At 73.1% G+C, this 19425-nt stretch carries 14 protein-coding genes; 3 read left to right on the forward strand and 11 right to left on the reverse strand.

The window, feature by feature from the left end:
- Positions 1-130: 130 nt before the first annotated feature.
- The 3 genes from ACFYQQ_RS34010 to ACFYQQ_RS34020 form a co-directional block, all read right to left on the reverse strand.
- Positions 131-2212, reverse strand: coding sequence for a tetratricopeptide repeat protein (locus ACFYQQ_RS34010; RefSeq protein ID WP_355783151.1), 2082 nt, complete (start codon positions 2210-2212; stop codon positions 131-133).
- Between the two features lie 306 nt (positions 2213-2518).
- A complete protein-coding gene (locus tag ACFYQQ_RS34015; RefSeq protein ID WP_355783154.1) occupies positions 2519-3145 on the reverse strand; it encodes an NUDIX hydrolase in 627 nt (208 codons plus the stop codon).
- 133 nt (positions 3146-3278) lie between these two features.
- A complete protein-coding gene (locus ACFYQQ_RS34020; RefSeq protein WP_355783157.1) occupies positions 3279-4946 on the reverse strand; it encodes a CTP synthase in 1668 nt (555 codons plus the stop codon).
- Between the two features lie 501 nt (positions 4947-5447).
- On the opposite strand from ACFYQQ_RS34020, the gene ACFYQQ_RS34025 reads away from it, so the two are divergent.
- Complete coding sequence (locus tag ACFYQQ_RS34025; protein WP_356173404.1) at positions 5448-7250, forward strand: glycoside hydrolase family 15 protein; 1803 nt, start codon at positions 5448-5450, stop codon at positions 7248-7250.
- A gap of 92 nt (positions 7251-7342) precedes the next feature.
- Here the strand turns inward: ACFYQQ_RS34025 and ACFYQQ_RS34030 are convergent, their stop codons facing one another.
- On the reverse strand, positions 7343-8962 hold the full coding sequence (locus tag ACFYQQ_RS34030) for a flavin monoamine oxidase family protein (RefSeq protein ID WP_388906454.1): 1620 nt from the start codon (positions 8960-8962) through the stop codon (positions 7343-7345).
- A gap of 11 nt (positions 8963-8973) precedes the next feature.
- Positions 8974-10479, reverse strand: coding sequence for an APC family permease (locus ACFYQQ_RS34035; protein WP_388906457.1), 1506 nt, complete (start codon positions 10477-10479; stop codon positions 8974-8976).
- Between the two features lie 223 nt (positions 10480-10702).
- Between ACFYQQ_RS34035 and ACFYQQ_RS34040 the strand changes: the two genes are divergently transcribed.
- Entirely contained in the window at positions 10703-12331 is a 1629-nt protein-coding gene (locus ACFYQQ_RS34040) for a PucR family transcriptional regulator (RefSeq protein ID WP_356173292.1), read from the forward strand.
- 34 nt (positions 12332-12365) lie between these two features.
- On the opposite strand, the gene ACFYQQ_RS34045 is transcribed toward ACFYQQ_RS34040, so the two are convergent.
- The 6 genes from ACFYQQ_RS34045 to ACFYQQ_RS34070 all read right to left on the reverse strand — a co-directional run bounded on the left by ACFYQQ_RS34045 (position 12366) and on the right by ACFYQQ_RS34070 (position 18981).
- Positions 12366-13502 carry a glycosyltransferase family 4 protein gene (locus ACFYQQ_RS34045; protein ID WP_388906461.1) on the reverse strand — a complete coding sequence of 379 codons (1137 nt, stop codon included), beginning with the start codon at positions 13500-13502 and terminating at the stop codon, positions 12366-12368.
- A gap of 363 nt (positions 13503-13865) precedes the next feature.
- Positions 13866-14618, reverse strand: coding sequence for a hypothetical protein (locus ACFYQQ_RS34050; RefSeq protein WP_388906463.1), 753 nt, complete (start codon positions 14616-14618; stop codon positions 13866-13868).
- Between the two features lie 142 nt (positions 14619-14760).
- Complete coding sequence (gene recN / locus ACFYQQ_RS34055; RefSeq protein ID WP_356173283.1) at positions 14761-16491, reverse strand: DNA repair protein RecN; 1731 nt, start codon at positions 16489-16491, stop codon at positions 14761-14763.
- Positions 16492-16857: 366 nt separating this feature from the next.
- A complete protein-coding gene (locus ACFYQQ_RS34060) occupies positions 16858-17763 on the reverse strand; it encodes an NAD kinase (RefSeq protein WP_121403893.1) in 906 nt (301 codons plus the stop codon).
- A complete protein-coding gene (locus tag ACFYQQ_RS34065) occupies positions 17760-18575 on the reverse strand; it encodes a TlyA family RNA methyltransferase (protein WP_355792331.1) in 816 nt (271 codons plus the stop codon). The genes ACFYQQ_RS34060 and ACFYQQ_RS34065 overlap by 4 nt, the downstream gene beginning before the upstream one ends.
- 7 nt (positions 18576-18582) lie before the next feature.
- The gene (locus ACFYQQ_RS34070) at positions 18583-18981 is read right to left on the reverse strand and encodes a hypothetical protein (RefSeq protein ID WP_388906466.1); all 399 of its coding nucleotides are present in this window, start codon (positions 18979-18981) and stop codon (positions 18583-18585) included.
- A 42-nt stretch (positions 18982-19023) separates the two neighbouring features.
- Here ACFYQQ_RS34070 and ACFYQQ_RS34075 point away from each other — a divergent pair, with 42 nt between their 5' ends.
- Positions 19024-19371 (forward strand): alkyl sulfatase C-terminal domain-containing protein, encoded by a 348-nt coding sequence (locus tag ACFYQQ_RS34075; RefSeq protein ID WP_355792334.1) that lies wholly within the window; start codon positions 19024-19026, stop codon positions 19369-19371.
- Positions 19372-19425: the final 54 nt, after the last annotated feature.

Consider the following 19425-nt stretch of genomic DNA (forward strand, 5'->3'; position numbering starts at 1 on the left):
GCCAGGGCGATGCACATGAGGGCAATGCCCGTCATACCCGGCGACAGGGGGGCACACCGGGAGACACCACGAAACAACGCGGCGGAGCCAGTCTAATGAAGGGATTCTCTCTGTCTAGCCTTTCAAAGCATCAATCTTCGACGGATGTACTGCGGATTTCGCAGGCGTTAGGGCCTTGTTCCATGGCGGAAGCGTTCTCCGGCAGCTCATCTCCCAGCATGCGCTCGGCCTGACTGCGGTGCAGCCCGGCGGCGACGGGGTCGCCGAGCCGGTCGAGGGTGTCCGCCAGCCGCAGCTGCAGAGCGGCCTGGAGCCGCACGTCCTCGGCCCGGCGGGCCCACTCCACCGCCTCGTGACAGGTGTACAGCGACTCCTCCGGCCGCCCGGCGTACTCCTGGACCCGGGCCAGCTCGCTCAACGCCCTTGCCTGCGCGGCGACATCGCCGTTCCTGCGGTGCCCGGTGACCGCCGAGCGCCAGTTGCGCAGCGCCTCCCCGTAGCGGCCCGCGTAGGTGTGCACGGTGGCGATGCGCCCGTAGAGCCGGGCGGCGTCCACCCGCTCGTCGCGGGCCAGGCGCTGAGCCAGCGCCCTGCCGTACCAGTCGGCGGCCCGCTCGTAGTCCCCGAGCTCCTGGTGGGCACCGCCTACGGATTCCATCGCGCGCCCGGTCGCATAGGGGTCGTCCGCCTCGCGTCCGGCGTCCAGCGCGGCCCGGTAGCGGACGAGCGCCTCCGCCGTGCGGCCGGTCTGCGCGTCGAGGTCGGCGAGGTTCAGCAGGGCCGCCGCCTTCTCGCGGGGCAGGTCACGGCGCTCGGCGACGTCCAGGACGAGCCGATGGATGCCGTACAGGTCGGGGGCCGCCGCCTGCGTGCCGATGTGGGCGACCATGGCCCGCACGAGTGCCGCCATCAGCCGGCGGGCCAGGGTGTCCAGCTCGCCGTCGGCCACCGCGGCGCGGGCGGAGGCCAGCAGGGCGGGCCGGCGGATACGCAGCCAGTCGGCGGCCGCCCGGGGGTGCGGGAAGCGCAGCGAGCGGGGCATGCCGGCGAGCTTCTCGCGGGCGGGCGAGCTGTCCGTCTCGGTGATCGCGCGGCAGGACACCAGCAGCCGTACGGTCCGCTCCAGCATCCGGGCGCGGGCCAGCTGGAGCTCGGAGGGCCGGTCGTGGGTCTCGGTGAGGGCGCGCAGCAGGGGCAGCAGGCAGCCGGGCACCTCGAACTGCGGCAGGGGCGAGTCCACCGGCCGCAGCAGGCCGAGCCCGGCGAAGTCGTCCAGGGTGGTGCGGGCCGCGTGGATCGAGCAGCCGGCCAGGGCGGAGGCGGTGTGCGGGTCGACCATGCCGGCGGGGGCCAGGGAGAGCAGTCGCAGTATCCGGGCGGCGGCACTGGGCAGGGAGGCGTACACGAGCCGGAAGGCCCGGGTCAGCGGCGGTCCCTCGTCCCCCTCGCTGCGCAGGTGCTTGGCCAGGTCCGCGACGGCGGCCTGCGGCCGGGCGGCGAGCCAGCCGCCCGCCAGCACCAGGGCGGCGGGCTGGCCCGCGCACTCCTCGACCAGTTCCTCGGCGGCGCGCGGGTCGACGGTGATGCGCACCGAGCCGGTGTGCCGGGCGAGCAGGTCCAGGGCGGACTTGGTGTCCAGGCCGCCCAGCGTGCAGGGGCGGACGTCGGCGATACCGGTCAGCGGGCCCTGGGAGACGGCGACGACCAGGCAGTCGGGGCTGTCCGGGAGCAGCGAGTCGACCTGTCCCGCGGTCGCCGCGTCGTCCAGCAGGAGTACGGCGCGGCGGTCGGCGAGGGCGCCGCGCAGGGCCTCGGTGAGGTCGTCCTCGGCGGCGCCGGGCGGGGTGGCCACGTCCAGGGCGGTGAGCAGTTCCCGCGCCGTGCGCTCGGTGGGGACCGGGGTGCCGTCGGGCTCGGTGAGCCGGGCCCGCAGCGCGCCGTCGGGGTAGTCCCCGGCGACCTGCTCCACGAGTTCCTCGGCGAGCGCCGTACGGCCGAATCCGGGTCGCCCGGCGATGAGCAGCACCCGGGCGCGGGGCGCCTTGCGGCCGGAGAGGGTGTCCAGCCCGGCCCGTTCGATGTCGGCCCGGAGTTCCTTCAACTCACGTGACCGGCCCAGGAACTGACCCGTCGTAGGAGCGGACTCGGCAGCCGCCGGCTGCTCCTGTGCCGACACGTCCGTGCCGTCGGTGTCCACCGCCTGATCCGTCACGGGCCACACTCCCGTCCCACTGCGCGCACAAGCCCGCCGGGACTCCGGACGGGGCGTTTTCCGAGCCTAGGTCGTGTCCGCGGAGTCCCGTCGTCCGCCCGGAGGGCGGGTTCCGCGGCCGGGACTCTATGAACACGGCCCAGGGCCCTTCCGACGGATCTCCGCGGCCTCGCAAAGACCCGACACGAGGACCCTAGTTCACGCTCTGCGACGATCCGTGTGGAGCACGGCGGCAGGGTCCCCCGATCGGATCAGCCGATCGTCACACCGGATCCACCGGATCCTGCGAGTGGACGCGCGCGAGACTCAGGACTCGAACGGCCGGGCGGGCCAGGGGGCCTCGGCCGGGCGCAGCGCGTCGAGCCCGTCGCCGTTCCTGGCGGCCACGAGGGACAGGACGCCGACGACGAGGCAGTTGTTGTGCAGTTCCCCGGCGAGGACCCCGCGGACGAGTTCGTCGACGGACAGGCGCGCGAGCTCCATGTCGGCCTCCTCCTCCTCGACCTCGAAGCGCTCGCCCTCGGCCTCGGACAGATCGCGGGCGAGGAAGATGCGCACCGCCTCGTCGCAGCCGCCGGGCGTCGTGTAGACATCGGTCAGCACGCGCCAGTCCTCGGCCTTGACGTGCGCCTCCTCGTACAGCTCGCGCTGGGCCGCGTGCAGCGGGTTCTCACCGGGGACGTCGAGCAGTCCGGCCGGGATCTCCCAGAGCTTGTGGCGCACGGGGTGGCGGTACTGGCGGATCACCAGCACGCGGTCCTGGTCGTCGAGGGCGAGGACGGCCACGGAGCCCGGGTGGACCTGGTAGTCGCGGCGGACGACCGATCCGTCGGGCATGACCACGTCGTCCGTGCGGACGGAGGTCTTGTTCCCGACGAAGGGAGTCTCGCTCGCGCGGACCTCCCACTCCTCGGCGGTGTCCTTGATCGTCATGCCCTGTGTCCTCCCACACGTGCGTGAAGACGCCGGTCACGGCCGACGGGAATCGGCCACGGTGCACCGGCGACAGAAACCGGGGCACGCGCCTCGAAAAGACGCGTACCCCGGCAACCGTACAACCCTCGTGTCACTTGCCCGTCTTGCGCTCCACGGCCGCCTTCACCAGGCCCGCGAAGAGTGGGTGCGGGCGGGTCGGGCGCGAGCGCAGCTCGGGGTGCGCCTGCGTCGCCACCAGGTAGGGGTGCACCTCACGGGGGTACTCGACGTACTCCACGAGCTTGCCGTCCGGGGAGGTGCCGGAGAACTGGAGGCCCGCCTTCTTCTCCAGCTCGGCGCGGTAGGCGTTGTTCACCTCGTAGCGGTGACGGTGGCGCTCCTCGACGTACTCCTTGTTGTCGTACACCTCGCGCACGATCGAGCCCTCGGCGAGCTTGGCCGGATACATGCCCAGCCGCATCGTGCCGCCCATGTCGCCCTCGCCGGCCACGATGTCCAGCTGCTCGGCCATCGTGGAGATGACCGGGTGGCCGGTGGCGGAGTCGAACTCGGTGGAGTTGGCGTCGGGGATGTCGGCGAGGTTCCGCGCGGCCTCGATCACGATGCACTGCAGGCCCAGGCAGAGGCCGAGCAGCGGGATCTTGTTCTCGCGGGCGTACTGGATGGCGCCGACCTTGCCGGAGACACCGCGGTCGCCGAAGCCGCCGGGGATGCAGATCGCGTCCACGTCGCCGAGCTGCTTGGCCGCGCCCGCCGGGGTCTTGCAGTCGTCCGAGGTGACCCACTTGATCTTGACGCGGGCCTTGTTCGCGAAGCCGCCCGCGCGCAGCGCCTCGGTCACCGAGAGGTAGGCGTCGGGCAGGTCGATGTACTTGCCGACCAGCGCGAGGTTGATCTCGTGCAGCGGGTTGTGGACCCGGTCGAGCAGGTCGTCCCAGGTCGTCCAGTCCACGTCGCGGAAGGGCAGGTCCAGCTTGCGGACGACGTAGGCGTCCAGGCCCTCGGTGTGCAGCACCTTCGGGATGTCGTAGATCGACTTGGCGTCGATCGCCGCCACCACGGCGGCCTCGTCGACGTCGCACATCAGCGAGATCTTGCGCTTGATGGCGGTCGGCACGTCCCGGTCGGCGCGCAGCACGATGGCGTCCGGCTGGATACCGATGTTGCGCAGCGCCGCGACCGAGTGCTGCGTCGGCTTGGTCTTCAGCTCACCGGACGGACCGATGTAGGGAAGGAGCGAGATGTGCACCACGAACACGTTGTCGCGGCCGACCTCGTGACGGACCTGGCGGACCGTCTCCAGGAACGGCAGCGACTCGATGTCGCCGACCGTGCCGCCGACCTCCGTGATGACGACGTCGACGTCGTCGGTGGCCATGCGTCGGATGCGGTGCTTGATCTCGTTGGTGATGTGCGGGATGACCTGCACGGTGTCGCCCAGGTACTCGCCGCGCCGCTCCTTGGCGATGACCGTCGAGTACACCTGCCCGGTGGTGACGTTGGCGCTGCCGTCGAGGTCGACGTCGAGGAAGCGCTCGTAGTGCCCGATGTCCAGGTCGGTCTCGGCGCCGTCGTTGGTGACGAACACCTCACCGTGCTGGAACGGGTTCATGGTGCCGGGGTCGACGTTCAGGTACGGGTCGAGCTTCTGCATCGTGACCCGCAGACCCCGCGCCTTGAGCAGCGCGCCCAGGCTGGAGGCCGTCAGTCCCTTGCCGAGGGAGGAGGCGACACCCCCGGTGACGAAGATGTGCTTGGTCGTCGTGGCGGTGCTGTTTCGGAAAGCAGCGGGCGGCATGGCCAAGAGGGGGCTCCCGTGGTCGCGGTCTGGGGTGCGTACCGGCGGTCCGACCCGGAAGTACCGGATTTTCGGGGGGCGCCGTCGCTGCGGTTCGGGGGTTTCTCGCCCTCCGGTCCACGGGCTACCAGGGTATCAGCGCCGGAACCGGAGTGCTTCCGGCCACGCTCTGCGCACACATCGACACGGAGCCCGCACAGACCCGCTCACGGCTCCCCCACCCCTCACCCTCTGCTCACTCGTTCGGCCGAGTCCGGTTGCCGGGAGGGGCACGCGGATCATCGAGGTGCGTCGTATCCTGCTCGGACACTCACTGCCGAGACCGGCCGGTAGACGGCACCACCCACGCCCGCATCCCGGAACACGAGAGCTCGTCAGTTCGTTTCGCAACGACATTCGCATAAGCCTTCCGTCGTTTCGCGACGACGCTTAACACAGACCCCTTGACCGCAAGAGCGACCGCCCCCCGGGGGCGACGTGGCCGTTCGACTGGAGATGCACGTGGCCGGGCGCATCGAGGACTACGCACTCATCGGAGACATGCAGACAGCGGCGCTGGTCTGCCGGGACGGCACAGTCGACTGGCTGTGCCTGCCCCGCTTCGACTCGCATGCCATCTTCGCCGGGCTGCTGGGCACCGAGGAGCACGGCTTCTGGAGGCTCGGACCGGCGCACGCGGCCGACGCCGAGCCGCCCACCGCGGCCCGGCGCAGGTACCGCGGCGACTCACTGATCCTCGAATCCGAGTGGGACACCCCACGCGGCACGGTTCGGGTGATCGATTTCATGCCCCCGCGTGACGGCGCGCCGCAGCTGATCCGGATCGTCGAGGGCGTCACCGGCCGGGTGCCGATGCGCTCCGCCCTGCGGATGCGTTTCTCGTACGGCCGCGTGGTGCCCTGGGTGCACAAGCACGAGGGCCGGACGGTGGCCGTGGCGGGCCCCGACTCCGTGTGGTTCGACACAGCCTGCGAGACCTACGGCAAGGCGCTCACCACGTACGCCGACTTCACGGTGGCGCCGGGTGAGCGGATCGCGTTCACCATCTCCTGGGAGCCCTCGCACAAGCAGCCGCCCGCGCTGCCCGAGCCCGAGCAGTCCCTGGAGGCGACGGAGGAGTTCTGGCGCGACTGGGTGGACCAATGTACGTACCACGGCCCCTACCGGGAGGCCGTGGTCCGTTCCCTGATCACGCTGAAGGCCCTGACGTACGCCCCGACGGGCGGCATCGTCGCGGCGCCCACGACCTCCCTGCCCGAGGAGATCGGCGGCGTCCGCAACTGGGACTACCGCTACACCTGGCTGCGCGACGCGGCGATCACCCTGTCCTCCCTGCTGCGCACCGGATACCGCGAGGAGGCCCGCGCCTGGCGCGAGTGGCTGCTGCGCGCGGTGGCCGGCGACCCCGAGAACCTGCAGATCATGTACGGCATCGCGGGTGAGCGGGAGCTGGGCGAGGCGGAGCTGGACTGGCTGCCCGGGTACGAGAAGTCGGCGCCGGTGCGGGTGGGCAACGGCGCCGCGCACCAGCTTCAGCTGGACGTGTACGGCGAGGTCACCGAGGCCCTGCACCTGGCGCACATGACGGGCCTGTCCCGCAACGACTACGCCTCGCTGCTCCAGCTCAAGCTGATCCGCTACCTGGAGGACCACTGGGACCAGCCGGACGAGGGCATCTGGGAGGTGCGCGGGCCGCGCCGGCACTTCGTGCACTCCAAGGTGATGGCCTGGGTCGCCGTCGACCGGACGATCAAGCTCATCGAGTCGGGCGACGCGGACGGGCCGCTGGAGAAGTGGCGCGAGCTGCGCGACGACATCCACCGGGACGTGTGCGAGAAGGGCTACGACAAGGAGCGCAACACGTTCACGCAGTCGTACGGCTCCCAGGAGCTGGACGCCTCGCTGCTGCTGATCCCGCAGATGGGCTTCCTGCCGCCGGACGACAAGCGCGTGATCGGCACGATCGAGGCGATCCAGCGCGAGCTGTCCACCGAGGACGGCTTCATCCTGCGCTACCCGACGTCCGGTGAGCACGCGGGCGTGGACGGTCTGGAGGGCGACGAGGGCGCGTTCCTCGCCTGCTCGTTCTGGATGGCGGACGACCTCGCGATGATCGGCCGGGTCGACGAGGCCCGCAAGCTGTTCGAGAAGCTGCTCGCCCTGCGCAACGACCTGGGTCTGCTCGCCGAGGAGTGGGACTCCCGGCTCCAGCGCCAGGTCGGCAACTTCCCGCAGGCCTTCAGCCACGTGCCGCTGATCGACACGGCGCTGCGGCTGACGGCGAGCGGCGCCTACGGCGGCTGACCCGCGGTTCCGAGCGGCGGCCCCGCTCCCTCCGGTACGTCCGGGAGGGAGCGGGGCCGCCGTGCTGTGCGGGGGTCACGAGTCGGCGGAGGTCACAGGACGGCCGAGATCACCTCCCGGGCCGCCCGCTCGCCCTCGGTCGCGCCGCCCTCCATGAACCCCTGGAAGTCGTACGAGCAGTGCTCGCCGCCGATGTGCACGTTGCCCTGGGCGACGCCCTCGTAGCCCGCGTACCGGTGGAGGTAGCCCACGGGCCAGTACGAATAGGCGCCCAGGGCATAGGGGTTGAGGTGCCAGGCGGAGAGCTGGGCCTTCCCGGTCCAGGCCGCCGACGTACCGGGGAAGAAGGCGTCGATGCCCTTGAGGTGCTTCTTCGCCAGGGCCGTGACGTAGGGGTCGCTCTCGCGGGAGAACGGGCCGGCCGGGGTGAGGGACCTGGCGAGGCTGCCGCCGCCGTACTGGAGGAGGATGCCGCCGGTGCCGGGCTGCACCTTGGTGGTGTCCCAGGTCTGCTGGACGTCGCTGTCGGTGAAGCAGTCGCCCGCGGAGACGCCCGGCCAGGCACCGGTGCCGCGCCAGGGGCGGCTGGAGAACTGCATGTTGAGCTTGGTGCAGTACCCCATGCGGGCGTCGCGCAGCAGGTTCCTCATGCGCGGGTCGAAGCCGGCCCTGCTCAGGTCGAGTCCCTGCAGGACCGGCAGCGGCACGCACAGGACGGTGTGGTCGGCGGTGACGGTGCGTGTGGCGCCGGCCTCCGTGAACGTCAGGGTCTGCGTCCCGTCGGAATTGGCCCTGAGCGCGGTGAGCGACCAGCCGTGGCGGATCGTCCCGTCGGGCAGGAAGTCCGCGATGGCCCGCGGCAGTCGGTCGTTGCCTCCGGTGATGTGGTAGCGCTCGTTGGACAGCCCCCAGACGTTGAAGTTGCCCGGATTGGTCTGGTAGCCCATCAGCAGGACCAGGGCGAGCGCGGACTGTTCGACGGTGTCGGCGCCGTACTCGACGTTGTACGCGACGTCGAAGAACCGGCCGAGCCGGGAGCCGTGACCGCCCGGCACACGGGACTCGATCCAGTCGTACAGGGACATGTCGTCCAGGGCGGTGCCGGTGGGCGTGGTCCGGTTCCACAGCACCTCCCCCGCCTCCGACAGGTCGCGACGCAGGGCCTGGTAGACGCCCTTGAAGTCCTCGTCGGCCTGCTCGCGCGGGTAGTACGCGCCGCCGAACCAGAGCACCTCCTTAGCCCCGTTGGGGCCGCCGCCGAGGAAGTCCTCGGTGGGGAGCCCGAAGCGGCGGCACAGTTCCAGCATCTTCTTGTGGCTGGTGTCGATCAGCTCCCCGCCGATCTCGGAGCTCTGGCCGTACGCCCAGTGGTCGCGCTGGGTGTACATCCGGCCGCCCACGCGGTCCGGGTTCGCCTCGTAGAGCGTGCAGGCCAGGCCCGCGTCGCGCAGGGTGAGGGCGGCGGTGAGCCCGGCGATGCCGGCGCCCACGACCGCGATGCGGGGTGCCGTCGCCGTGGCGGCCGCCGCGGGCGCGACGGCTGTTCCGGTGGCGGCCGCGGTGGCGAGACCCGCCGCGGCGGCGCCCTTGAGGACGGTCCGGCGGCTCGTGCGCAGGCCGCGCGCCTCCGCCACGGGGACGCCGAACCGGTGGGCGGCGGCGTGGTCGGCGGCGAGGCCTCGCAGGACGTGCATCAGGTGCGTACGGGACACGGCAGAGCTCCTCAGACGGTGGCGGAGGGTTCCTTGACGTCGTGCGTGCGCTCGGCCGCGTCCTCCAGGACGATGCGGCCGATGATCTCGTAGCGCTCCGGGTGCCGGGCCTTCAGGTACCAGCCGAGGCCGAGGCCGCCGAAGAAGACGAGGCCGACGATCCACGGGATGGCCTCGAAGAACAGCGAGTCCGCCGCCGTGCCGGCCGCGGTGTCCAGGTTCAGCACCAGCAGCACGACCACGGCGATCATGCCGATCCCGCCGATCAGCGGTGCCGTGAAGGTCCTGAACCAGTGCCGGTCCTCGGGGTGGTTGCGACGGAAGTAGCCGATGACCGCGAAGGAGCACAGGGTCTGCACGATGAGGATCGCCATCGTGCCGAGGATCGCGAGCAGCGTGTAGAGGTGGATGTACGGGTCCTGCCCGGTGAGCCAGAAGGCGCCGACCAGCGCCACGGCGATGACGGACTGCACGAAGGAGGCGAGGTACGGGGAGCCGTGCTTCGGGTGCGTGCGCCCGAGCGCCGGGTGCAGGAAGCCCTCGCGTCCGATCGCGTACAGGTAGCGCGACGCGCACTGGTGGAAGGCCATGCCGCAGGCGAACGAGCCGGTGATCAGCAGCCATTGGAAGGTGTCGACGGCCCAGGCCCCGATGAATGCGTGCGCCGGGTCGAAGAAGAGGTCGAGCGGGCTGGTGCCGGAGGAGACCTCGACCGAGCCCTTGAGGCCGTTGCCGGCGATCGTCATCCAGGAGACGTAGATGTAGAAGAGGCCGACGCCGACCACCGAGATGATCGTGGCGCGCGGGATGACGCGCTTCGGGTCGCGGGACTCCTCGCCGTACATCGCGGTCGACTCGAAGCCGACCCACGACCAGAACGCGAAGAACAGGCCGAGTCCGGCGGAGGTGCCGGTGAACGCGTTCTTCGGGTTGACCGGCTCCAGCGGGATGCCGTCCGGGCCGCCGCCCTGGAGCAGCACGGCCGTGGCCACCGCGAAGAGCACCGCGATCTCGGCGATCAGCATCACGCCGAGCGCCTTCGCGGTGAGGTTGATGTCGAAGAACGACAGCACGGCGGTGACCGCGAGCATGGCGGCCGCGTACACGATCCAGGGCAGGTCGGCGCCGAGCTGGTCGTGCACGGTGGTCTTCGCGAAGTACGAGAAGACGCCGACGATCGACGCCTCGAAGACGACGTAGGCGAGGACCGCGAGCATTCCGGAGGCCATGCCGGCGATCCGGCCCAGGCCGTGCGAGATGTAGCCGTAGAAGGCGCCCGCCGCCGTGATCCGCTTGGCCATCGCGACGTAGCCGACCGAGAAGACCGTCAGCACGACCGTGGCGAAGAGGTACCCGGCGGGCGCTCCCGTGCCGTTGCCGAAGCCGACCGCGATGGGCAGGTTGCCGGTCATCGCGGTGATCGGCGCCGCGGTGGCGACCGCCATGAAGACGACGCCGACCAGTCCTACGGAATTCGCCTTGAGCCGGTGTACCTCTCGCCTGGGTGTTTCTGCCATTCCCGCCCCTCTCTGCGCGCCGACGCGACGGAATCCGAAGATCCGATCGCGGTTGTGCAACGGATGCGACAGTGTGGCGGCGGCGTGACGCACGCCACAACAGACAGCAGGTCGTGCAATTGCCGTGCAGGGGCGACGCATTGTCGGGCCCCGGGGGCCGCTGATCGTTCCCGTAACGGGCCGGAGATGTTCCCGGAACCCGCGCGCCGGTAGCGTCCGCTGCATGGACAGCCGTTACGACACCGAGGGCGCCGGGATCACCGTGCAGCGCGCGCTGGAGCTGCCCGGACTGCGCAGCGGGCTGCCGGAGATCCTGGCGGGGGCCGACCGGCTGCAACGCACGGTGCGCTGGGTCCACGCGGGCGAGGTCCCGAACATCGCCTCGCTCCTCAAGGGCGGCGAACTGCTGCTGACCACGGGGTACGGCCTCGGCACCCGCCCCGCCGAGCAGCGCGCCTTCGTGCGCACCCTGGCCGAGCGCGGGATCGCCGCGCTGGTCGTCGAGCTCGGGCCGCGCTTCTCCCGGCTTCCCGCGGCCCTGGTGGAGACGGCACGCGCGGCCGGTCTCCCGCTGGTCCAGCTGCACCGCGAGGTGCCCTTCGTGACGGTGACGGAGGAGGTCCACACCGAGATCGTCAACGGCCACTACGCGCTGCTCCAGCAGGCCGAGGAGGTGCACCGGCGCTGCACGGAGGCGCTGCTCGGCGGGGGCGGCATCCCGCAGGTCCTCGGCATCCTCGCGGACTTCGCCGGCAACCCGGTCTTCCTGGAGACGGCGGACGGCCGGCTCCTGTACGCGGCCGGCGCCGGTCCCGCAGGCGCCGACCCGCTCCAGGTGTGGGAGGGGCTGCGCGGCCAGCACAAGGACGAGCCGGCCGCGGGCACGACCGTCGTGGACGTGCCCGGCGGCGGCCCCGGCACCGGCTCGGTCCGCGCCCGGCTGGTCCTCACGCCGGTGAGCGCCCCGACGGCGCCCGTGCACCGGATGGCGGCCGAGCGGGCGGCGGGCATCCTGGCGGTCGTCCTGATGCAGGCCCGCCAGGAGGAGGAGCTGGCGGCACGCGGCCGCGGCGACTTCCTCACCGACCTCGCCGAGGGGCGTATCCGGGCCGAGGACGCGCCCGCGCAGGCCCGCGTCCTGGGGTTCAAGCCGGGCAGCAGTCCACTGCTGCCGGTCGTGATGCGCCTCGCGGACGGACTCTCGCCGGGCGGCGGCTGGGCGGTCCTCGCCCGCGCGGTCGCCGAGGAACTGGCCTCGGTGGGGGTGCCGGTGCTCCTGGGCGTACGTCCCGTCGAGGGCCGCGTGCCCCTGCTGCTCGGCCTGCGGTCGGAGTCCGAGCGCGCGGCCGTCGCGGACCGGGTCGCCGCGGCGCTGCGGGCCGGGGTGGAGCGCGCGGGCATGCAGCGGCCGGGCGCGCAGCCGCCGGTGGTGGTGGTCGGCGTCGCGGGCGGCTGGGCGGCGGCCTCGGCGGGCCTGCGGCACGCGGCGGAGACGGCGACGGCCGCGCAGGGCCTGTCGGACCGCCCCTGGTACGACGCCCGGCGCCTCGACATCGACCTGCTGCTGTGGCGGCTCCGCGACCATCCCGACCTGGCGGCCTTCGTGGACCGCGCGATCGGTCCGCTCCGTGAGCACGACCAGCGGTCGAAGCCGCCGCTTCTGCCCACGCTCCAGACGTACTTGGCGCACGCCGGACGCAAGGCGGAGACGGCACGCGAACTGCACCTCAACCGCCAGACGCTCTACAACCGCCTCGCGAGGATCGGGGAGTTGCTCGGCACCGACCTGGACGACCCGCAGACGGTACTGGCGTTGAGCCTGGCGCTGCGGGCCCGCCGGCACGTGCCGTAGCCGTCACCGGCGGGGGCGTGAGCGCGCCGGCCGGTCAGGGCAGCGGGCGCGGCTGGGTCAACTCGTCGTAGACGCTGAGGACCTGGGCGACCGTGTCGTCCTCGGTGGGCCAGGTGGCCGCCTGCCGCACGCCCCTGTCCTTGAGGAGTTCGCGGCGCGCGGGGTCCTCCAGGAGCCGTACGACGGCGGCGGCCAGGGCGTCCGCGTTCCCGTACGGGACGAGTTCGGCGGCGTCGCCGACCAGTTCGGGGATGCCTCCGACCTCGGTCGCCACCAGCGGCACGCGGGCGTGCAGGGCTTCCTGGGCGAGGACGGAGCGCGATTCCCAACTGCTGGGCAGGAGCGCCAGATCGGCGCCCGCGAGCAGCTCGGCGATGTCGTCGCGGCGTCCGACCAGACGCACCGGCAGGCCCTCGTCCTCGATGCGGTGCTGGAGTTCGGCCCGCAGCGGCCCCTCGCCCGCGATGACGAGCAGGGGCGCGGGCGTCAGGTGGCGCCAGGCACGCGCGGCGCTCAGCAGGGTGCCGTAGCCGCGGTGCCGGTCCAGGGAGCCGACGGCGACGAGCAACGGGCGTCCGGTGGCGCCGAGTTCGGCCCGCGCCTTGTGCCGCAGCCGGTCCTGGTCGTCGTGCTCGACGGGCTTGCGTGGCGCCGGGAGGGCGACCGCGGCCAGCCGCGCGTCCCGGGCTCCCCTCCTGCGGGCCCGGTCCACCAGGTCGGAGGAGGTGCCGAGGACGACGGTCGCGGCCCGGGCGACGCGCCGCTCCAGCAGCCGCAGCAGCCTGGCCCGCGCTCCTTCGGCCCGGGCCCGGGTGTGCCAGGTGACCACGAGCGGGACGCTCCGGCCGCTGAGCGCGAGCGCGGCCCGCAGCGCCGCGTGCAGTCCGTGCGCGTGCACCAGGTCCGCCTCGGCGCAGGCGGCGCGCAGAGCGGCCACGGAGGCGGGGTCGCCGCTGCGGGGTACGGGGGCGTGCTGGGCGCCCACCGCCGTGAAGCCGTAGGCGTGTTCGGCTTCGGCGGGGGCGCACACGGTGACCCGCACGCCCCGGGCGACGAGTCCCGACGCCAGGGACCGCACATGCGCGCTGCTGCCCGCGCTGCCGCCGCCGAGCACCTGCACGGTGCGCAGCGGCGACTGTCCGTGCGGTGCGTGGCTGCTCACGAGGCTCACGTGGCCGGGGCTCCTGGTTCGGCGTCGGACGGTCACGAAGAAACGTACAGAAGGTCGCGCGGAGGGGGTGTACCGCACGTCGTGCTTCGCGTACTGCGTCAAGGATGCCAGGACACCCGCCCGTTCCGGCACCACCGGGCGGCCGCAGCCGCGCCGCGGTGGGCAACTCTACGGGCGTGGTCACTCACATGAGTGAGGGATGCGGCCTTTTCGTCCCGGGGTTCGAGAGCCGGAGTGAACGGCACGGTCCGCTCCGCGTACCGAGGGCGCCCCGGCAGGCGGGGCGACTCGTTGTTCGGCCCCCGTCCAGGGGCGCGCGGCCTCCAGTGCGCGCCCGCCCTCGCGCCGGTCGCGCCGTCGTCCTCAGTGCCGCCCGCGCAGGGGCGTACGCGCCCGCGCGCTCACTCGCTCGCCGAAGGCCGCCGCGGCCACCAGTGCCGCCGCGTGGGCGGCCAGCCCGGCCCTGCCGTTGCCGGCCGCGACGGCGCTGCCCAGGGCGGCGCCGAGCGCGTGGGCGCCTGTGTCGCCGATCATCGCGCGCTCGCCGAGGTCGTCGGGGAGGACGGCCGCGGCCGCGCCCACGGCGGCGGCGGACAGCCCGGCCGCCGCGCCCTTCCGCAGCAGCCCCGGCGCCCCGAGGACGAGCACCGCGCCGGCGGCCCTTCCCGGGCGTACGTCCACGAGGTTGACGAGGTGCGCGGTCCCGGCGATCACCACTCCCGCCAGCACCTTGTCCACGGGACGCTCCTTGAGCAGCGCCCCCGCGACCAGGCCCGCGGCCGAGATGCCGAACAACTTGACGGCGCCGCTGGTCACTTCGCCGTGGCGCAGGGCACCGAGATGCGCCCGGAAGCCGCGCCGCGGGTCGCCGGCCCCAATGATGTCGTCGTAGGCGCCGCAGGCACCGGCGGCGAGTACGGCGAACCCGGCGGCACGGTCGGCGCGCCCGGCGGCGAGCGCCGCCCCGAGGGCCGCGGCGGGGCCCGCGTACACCTCGACGGTCCGCCCGGCGTAGTTCGTCCGCTCCCAACGCCCGCGCCCGCCGGGCGCCTTGACGCGCAGCGCGGCGATCCCCGCGCGCGTGACACCGGCGGCGAGCCCGAGTGCGGTGCTCATGCGTGTGACCATGACCGCCACCCTACGAACCGGCGGCCGCCCCCGGACCCGGCGGGGAGCGACGACCCCGTGGGGCCGCCGCAACCGCAGGGAGCGAAGTTGCCCCCCCCGCTCCCGCACCGCCTGTGCCCCGATCCCGGGGTTATCCGTCCGCCCTGGCCGTCGCCAGGAGTTCCTCCGCGTGGGCGCGGGCCGTCTCCGAGTCCTCCTGGCCCGCGAGCATGCGGGACAGCTCGCGGATGCGGTCCTCGCCCTCCAGGACCTTCACCCCGGACCGGGTCACCGAACCGTCGTTCGTCTTCTCGACCAGGAGCTGACGGTCGGCGAACGCGGCCACCTGCGGCAGGTGCGTCACGACGACGACCTGCGCGGACTTGGCCAGCTTGGCCAGCCGCCGCCCGATCTCGACCGCGGCCTTGCCGCCGACGCCCGCGTCGACCTCGTCGAAGAGGTACGTCGGCACGGGGTCGGTCCCCGCGAAGACGACCTCGACCGCGAGCATCACCCGCGACAGCTCACCGCCCGAGGCGCCCTTGGCGATGGGCCGCGGCGGGGCCCCGGGGTGCGGGGCCAGCAGCAGCTCGACCTCGTCGACACCGGCCGGCCCGTACGCGACCGTGCGCCCGCCGACCTCCACACCCTCCGGGTCCTCGGTCTGCCGGAGGTCGAAGGACACGCGCGCGTGCGGCATGGCGAGCGAGGCCAGCTCGGCGGTGACGGCGGCGGCGAAGCGCTCGGCGGCCTCCGTGCGGGCGTCCGTCAGCGCCTGCGCCAGTCCGCCCAGTTCGGCCCGCAGCGCGTCCCGCTCCGCGGTCAGTTCACCGAGCCGCTCGTCGTCGCCGTCCAGCTCGGTCAGCCGCACGGCGCTCCGCTCGGACCAGTCGAGCACGGCGTCGATGTCCTCGCCGTACTTGCGGGTCAGCTGCGTGAGGGCGGCGCGCCGCTCCTCGACCGCCGCGAGCCGCAGCGGGTCGGCGTCGAGGTCGTCGGCGTACCCGGCCAGCTCCCCGGCGACGTCGCCCAGCAAGATGCCGATCTCGCCGATCCGCCCGGCCAGCGCGCCCAGCGCGGAGTCGTGGGACCTGACCGCCTCCAGCGCCCGGTGCGCGCCCGCGACGAGGGTCGTGGCGTCGATGCCCTCCGGGTCCTCGGGGTTTCCCGCGAGCGCGGCGTGCGCGACGGTCGCGGCCGAGGCCAGCGCCTCCGCGTGCCCCAGCCGCTCGGCCTCGGCGGCCAGCTCCACGTCCTCGCCCCGGCGCGGTTCGACGGCGGCGATCTCGTCGAGCCCGAACCGCAGCAGGTCGGCCTCCTGAGCGCGTTCCCGCGCGCGCGTGGTGATCTCGTCCAGCTCGGCCGAGATCGCGCGCAGCCTGCGGTAGGCGCCCGTGTACTTGGCGAGCGGCACGGCCACCGCGTCACCGGCGTACCGGTCGAGGGCCTGCCGCTGCCGGGACAGCTTGAGCAGCCCCTGCTGGTCGGTCTGCCCGTGCACGGCGACCAGCTCGTCGGCCAGTTCCGCGAGCACGCCCACGGGGACCGAGCGGCCGCCCAGGTGGGCCCGGGAGCGCCCCTCGGCCGAAACGGTACGGCTGATGAGCAGCGCGCCGTCGTCGAGCTCGGCTCCCGCCTCCTCGGCCCGCACGATCGCCGTCCCGCCCGCGGGTACGGAGATCCTCCCCTCGACGACCGCGTTCTTCGCGCCGATCCGTACGAGGGCCGGGTCCGCGCGCCCGCCGAGCAGCAGGCCGAGGCTCGTGACCACCATCGTCTTGCCCGCGCCGGTCTCGCCGGTCACGGCGGTGAAGCCTGGTGACAGCTCGACGACCGCGTCGTCGATGACTCCGAGCGACCGTATCCGCATCTCCTCCAACACGGACACGACCTTACGAGGTCAGGGACCCGATGTGCGACGGGCCCTGCCCTCCTTCCGCGAAGGCGCAGGTGACGGACGCCCGCGAAGGGGCCGTGTCACCCGCGGGAGTGGGCTTCCCACCCGGGACGCCGGGAGGCCGCCGGGCTCCGGGAGGCTCACTCCGGCCGGGGACCGACGGTCACCGGCTCCCGGCCCCGGAACCGGCCCGGAGGTGGCACCACGGCGTCCGGACGGTCCCGGACCGCCCTCTCCCCCTCCGGGGCCTCGGGCGGGCTCCTGGCCCGCCTCCCGGCCCCTGGGGACCCCGGCGCGGAGGGTGCGAGGGGCCCGCCGGGTCAGGGACGGGCCCCGCACGTCACCCCGCTGTCAGTGCGGTGCGCCCCGCCAGCCCGAGACGGGCAGCGCGAACTTGGCGACGAGCCGGTCGGTGAACGACGCGTGGTGCAGCCGCGCGAGCCGCACCGGGACGGCTCCCCGGCGCACCTCGACCCGTGCCCCGGGCGGCAGCTCGACCGTGCGCCGCCCGTCGCACCACAGGACGCCGGGCGGGATGTGCGGCAGCACCTCCACGGCGAGCACGGAGTCCGGCGAGGTCACGAGCGGCTTGGCGAACAGGGCGTGCGCGCTGATCGGCACCATGAGCAGCGCCTCGACCTCCGGCCACACCACGGGCCCGCCCGCGGAGAAGGCGTACGCCGTGGAGCCGGTCGGTGTCGCGCAGACGATGCCGTCGCAGCCGAAGCCGGTCACCGGGCGCCCGTCGATCTCCAGCACCACTTCGAGGAGCTTCTCCGCCGAGACCTTCTGCACCGCGGCCTCGTTCAGCGCCCAGTCGGTGTGCACGATGTCGCCGTTGCGGTGCACGACGACGTCGACGGTCATCCGCTCCTCGACCTCGTACGCCTTGGTCACCACCCGGTCGACGACCTTGTCGAGGTCGTCACGCTCGGCCTCCGCGAGGAAACCGACCCGGCCGAGGTTGACGCCGAGCATGGGGACGCCGGAGGCGCGGGCGAACTCGGCCCCGCGCAGCAGGGTGCCGTCACCGCCGAGCACGATCAGCAGTTCGCACCCGTCGAGGCACTGCGGAGTGGCCTCCTTGACCAGTTCCACCGTCGCCGGGAGCGGCAGGTCGGCCGCCTCCGCCTCCAGGACGCGCACGCCGATCCCGGAGCGCAGCAGCCCCTCGACGACGAGCTCGGCGCTGCGGATGGCCGCGGGCCGCCCGGTGTGGGCGAGCAGGAAAACAGTACGAGCTCGGGTCTGAGTCAACGGGGCCCCTCCGCCACTGCTCGGTCGACGTCGGCCGGGTCCGGTTCGGGCGCCCCGGCACGCAGCCACAGAAAGTACTCGACATTGCCGGAGGGTCCGGGCAGCGGGCTGGCCGTGACGCCCCGCACGCCGAGCCCCAGTTCCCAGGCGCGCGCGGCCACACCGCGCACGGCCTCGGCCCGCAGCTCCGGGCTGCGGACGACACCGCCGCTGCCCAGCCGTTCCCGGCCCACCTCGAACTGCGGCTTCACCATCATCACCAGATCGGCGTCCGGTGCCGTGCACCGCGCGAGGGCGGGCAGCACCAGTCCGAGCGGGATGAAGGACAGATCCCCCACGACAAGATCCACGGGCTCCCCATCGATCGCCTCCAACGTCAACTCGCGTACGTTCGTACGGTCCTTGACGGTGACGCGTTCATCGCTCTGCAAAGACCAGGCGAGTTGTCCGTAGCCGACGTCGACGGCGACGACGTGGGCGGCGCCCGCGCGCAGCAGCACGTCGGTGAAGCCGCCCGTGGACGCTCCGGCGTCCAGCGCCCTGCGTCCCTCGATCTTCAGGCCCTGCGGCACGAACGCCTCGAAGGCACCGGCCAGTTTGTGCCCGCCGCGCGAGACGTAGTCGGGGTCGCTGTCGTCCTGGGTGACCACGATCGCGGCGGCGGTCTCCACCTGGGTGGCGGACTTGGTCGCGAGGGTCTTGCCGACGGTGACCCGCCCCGCGGCGATCAGCTGGCCGGCGTGCTCGCGCGAGCGGGCGAGCTTGCGGCGGACCAGCTCGGCATCGAGGCGGCGTCGTGCCACTCCTGCCACGTTCGGTTCAGCTCCTGTGGTCGTACGAAGAGGGGGGAGCCGTCGGGGGCGACGGCACCGGGGGCCCTTGGCGTGCGTCGAGCGCGGTCAGCTCGTCGCGCAGGCTCCTGTGTACATCCTCGTACACCTCGACATGGCCGTCCGTGGCGAGGTGGTCCGCGTCGGCCAGCCGGTCGAGCAGGGCGTCGACGGTGGGGTGGCCGGTGGGGGTGCGGGGGACGTCCAGCGGCGCGGGCGCGGAGGGGTCGTGTCCGGGCTCGGCGGGGCCGGTCTGCGTGCCGTGTTCCTGCCCGGGTGACACCACGGACGCCGGGGCGGGCAGCCCGTGTCCCCGCTCCGCGGGGAAGCCGGACCACGGCGCGGCCGTCTCCTGCGGGCCCTCGGCCCGGGGCACTGAGTCGCTCATGCCCCGACGCTACCCCGAAGCGCTGCGGTACCGTCGATCACGATGGCGACGATCGAGGAGTGCCGCGCGGCACTCGACAAGCTCTCGGACAACCTGGCGGGTGCCGACGGGGACGTGCGCGGTGCGGCGGCCCTGGACCGCTCGCTGAGCTGCCGTGTCACGGACCTCGACACCACCTTCGTCGGCCGGCTGCGGGACGGCCGGATCGAGGTGCTCGACACGGTCCCGGGTCCGCCCCGCGAGAAGGCCCAGATCCGGCTCACCATGACCGGCGACGACCTGGTCGCGCTGGTCGCGGGTGAGCTGAACTTCGCGAAGGCGTGGGCTTCGGGCCGGGTGAAGCTGGAGGCCGGCCTGCGCGACCTGCTGCGCCTGCGGAGCCTGCTCTAGCCCCGCCCCTGACGGCTCGCCAGGCCAGATCCCGGCGGCGCCTGTGCCCGACGC

Origin of the sequence: Streptomyces sp. NPDC005496 (assembly GCF_042872045.1) — a bacterium.
Classification (GTDB): Bacteria; Actinomycetota; Actinomycetes; order Streptomycetales; family Streptomycetaceae; genus Streptomyces.

Coding starts and splice junctions, on each gene's coding strand:
- ACFYQQ_RS34015 (WP_355783154.1), bottom strand. CDS start 3,145: ATGACGATCAAGGACACCGCCGAGGAGTGGGAGGTCCGCGCGAGCGAG.
- ACFYQQ_RS34020 (WP_355783157.1), bottom strand. CDS start 4,946: ATGCCGCCCGCTGCTTTCCGAAACAGCACCGCCACGACGACCAAGCAC.
- ACFYQQ_RS34035 (WP_388906457.1), bottom strand. CDS start 10,479: ATGGCAGAAACACCCAGGCGAGAGGTACACCGGCTCAAGGCGAATTCC.
- ACFYQQ_RS34040 (WP_356173292.1), top strand. CDS start 10,703: ATGGACAGCCGTTACGACACCGAGGGCGCCGGGATCACCGTGCAGCGC.
- ACFYQQ_RS34050 (WP_388906463.1), bottom strand. CDS start 14,618: ATGAGCACCGCACTCGGGCTCGCCGCCGGTGTCACGCGCGCGGGGATC.
- ACFYQQ_RS34070 (WP_388906466.1), bottom strand. CDS start 18,981: ATGAGCGACTCAGTGCCCCGGGCCGAGGGCCCGCAGGAGACGGCCGCG.
- ACFYQQ_RS34075 (WP_355792334.1), top strand. CDS start 19,024: ATGGCGACGATCGAGGAGTGCCGCGCGGCACTCGACAAGCTCTCGGAC.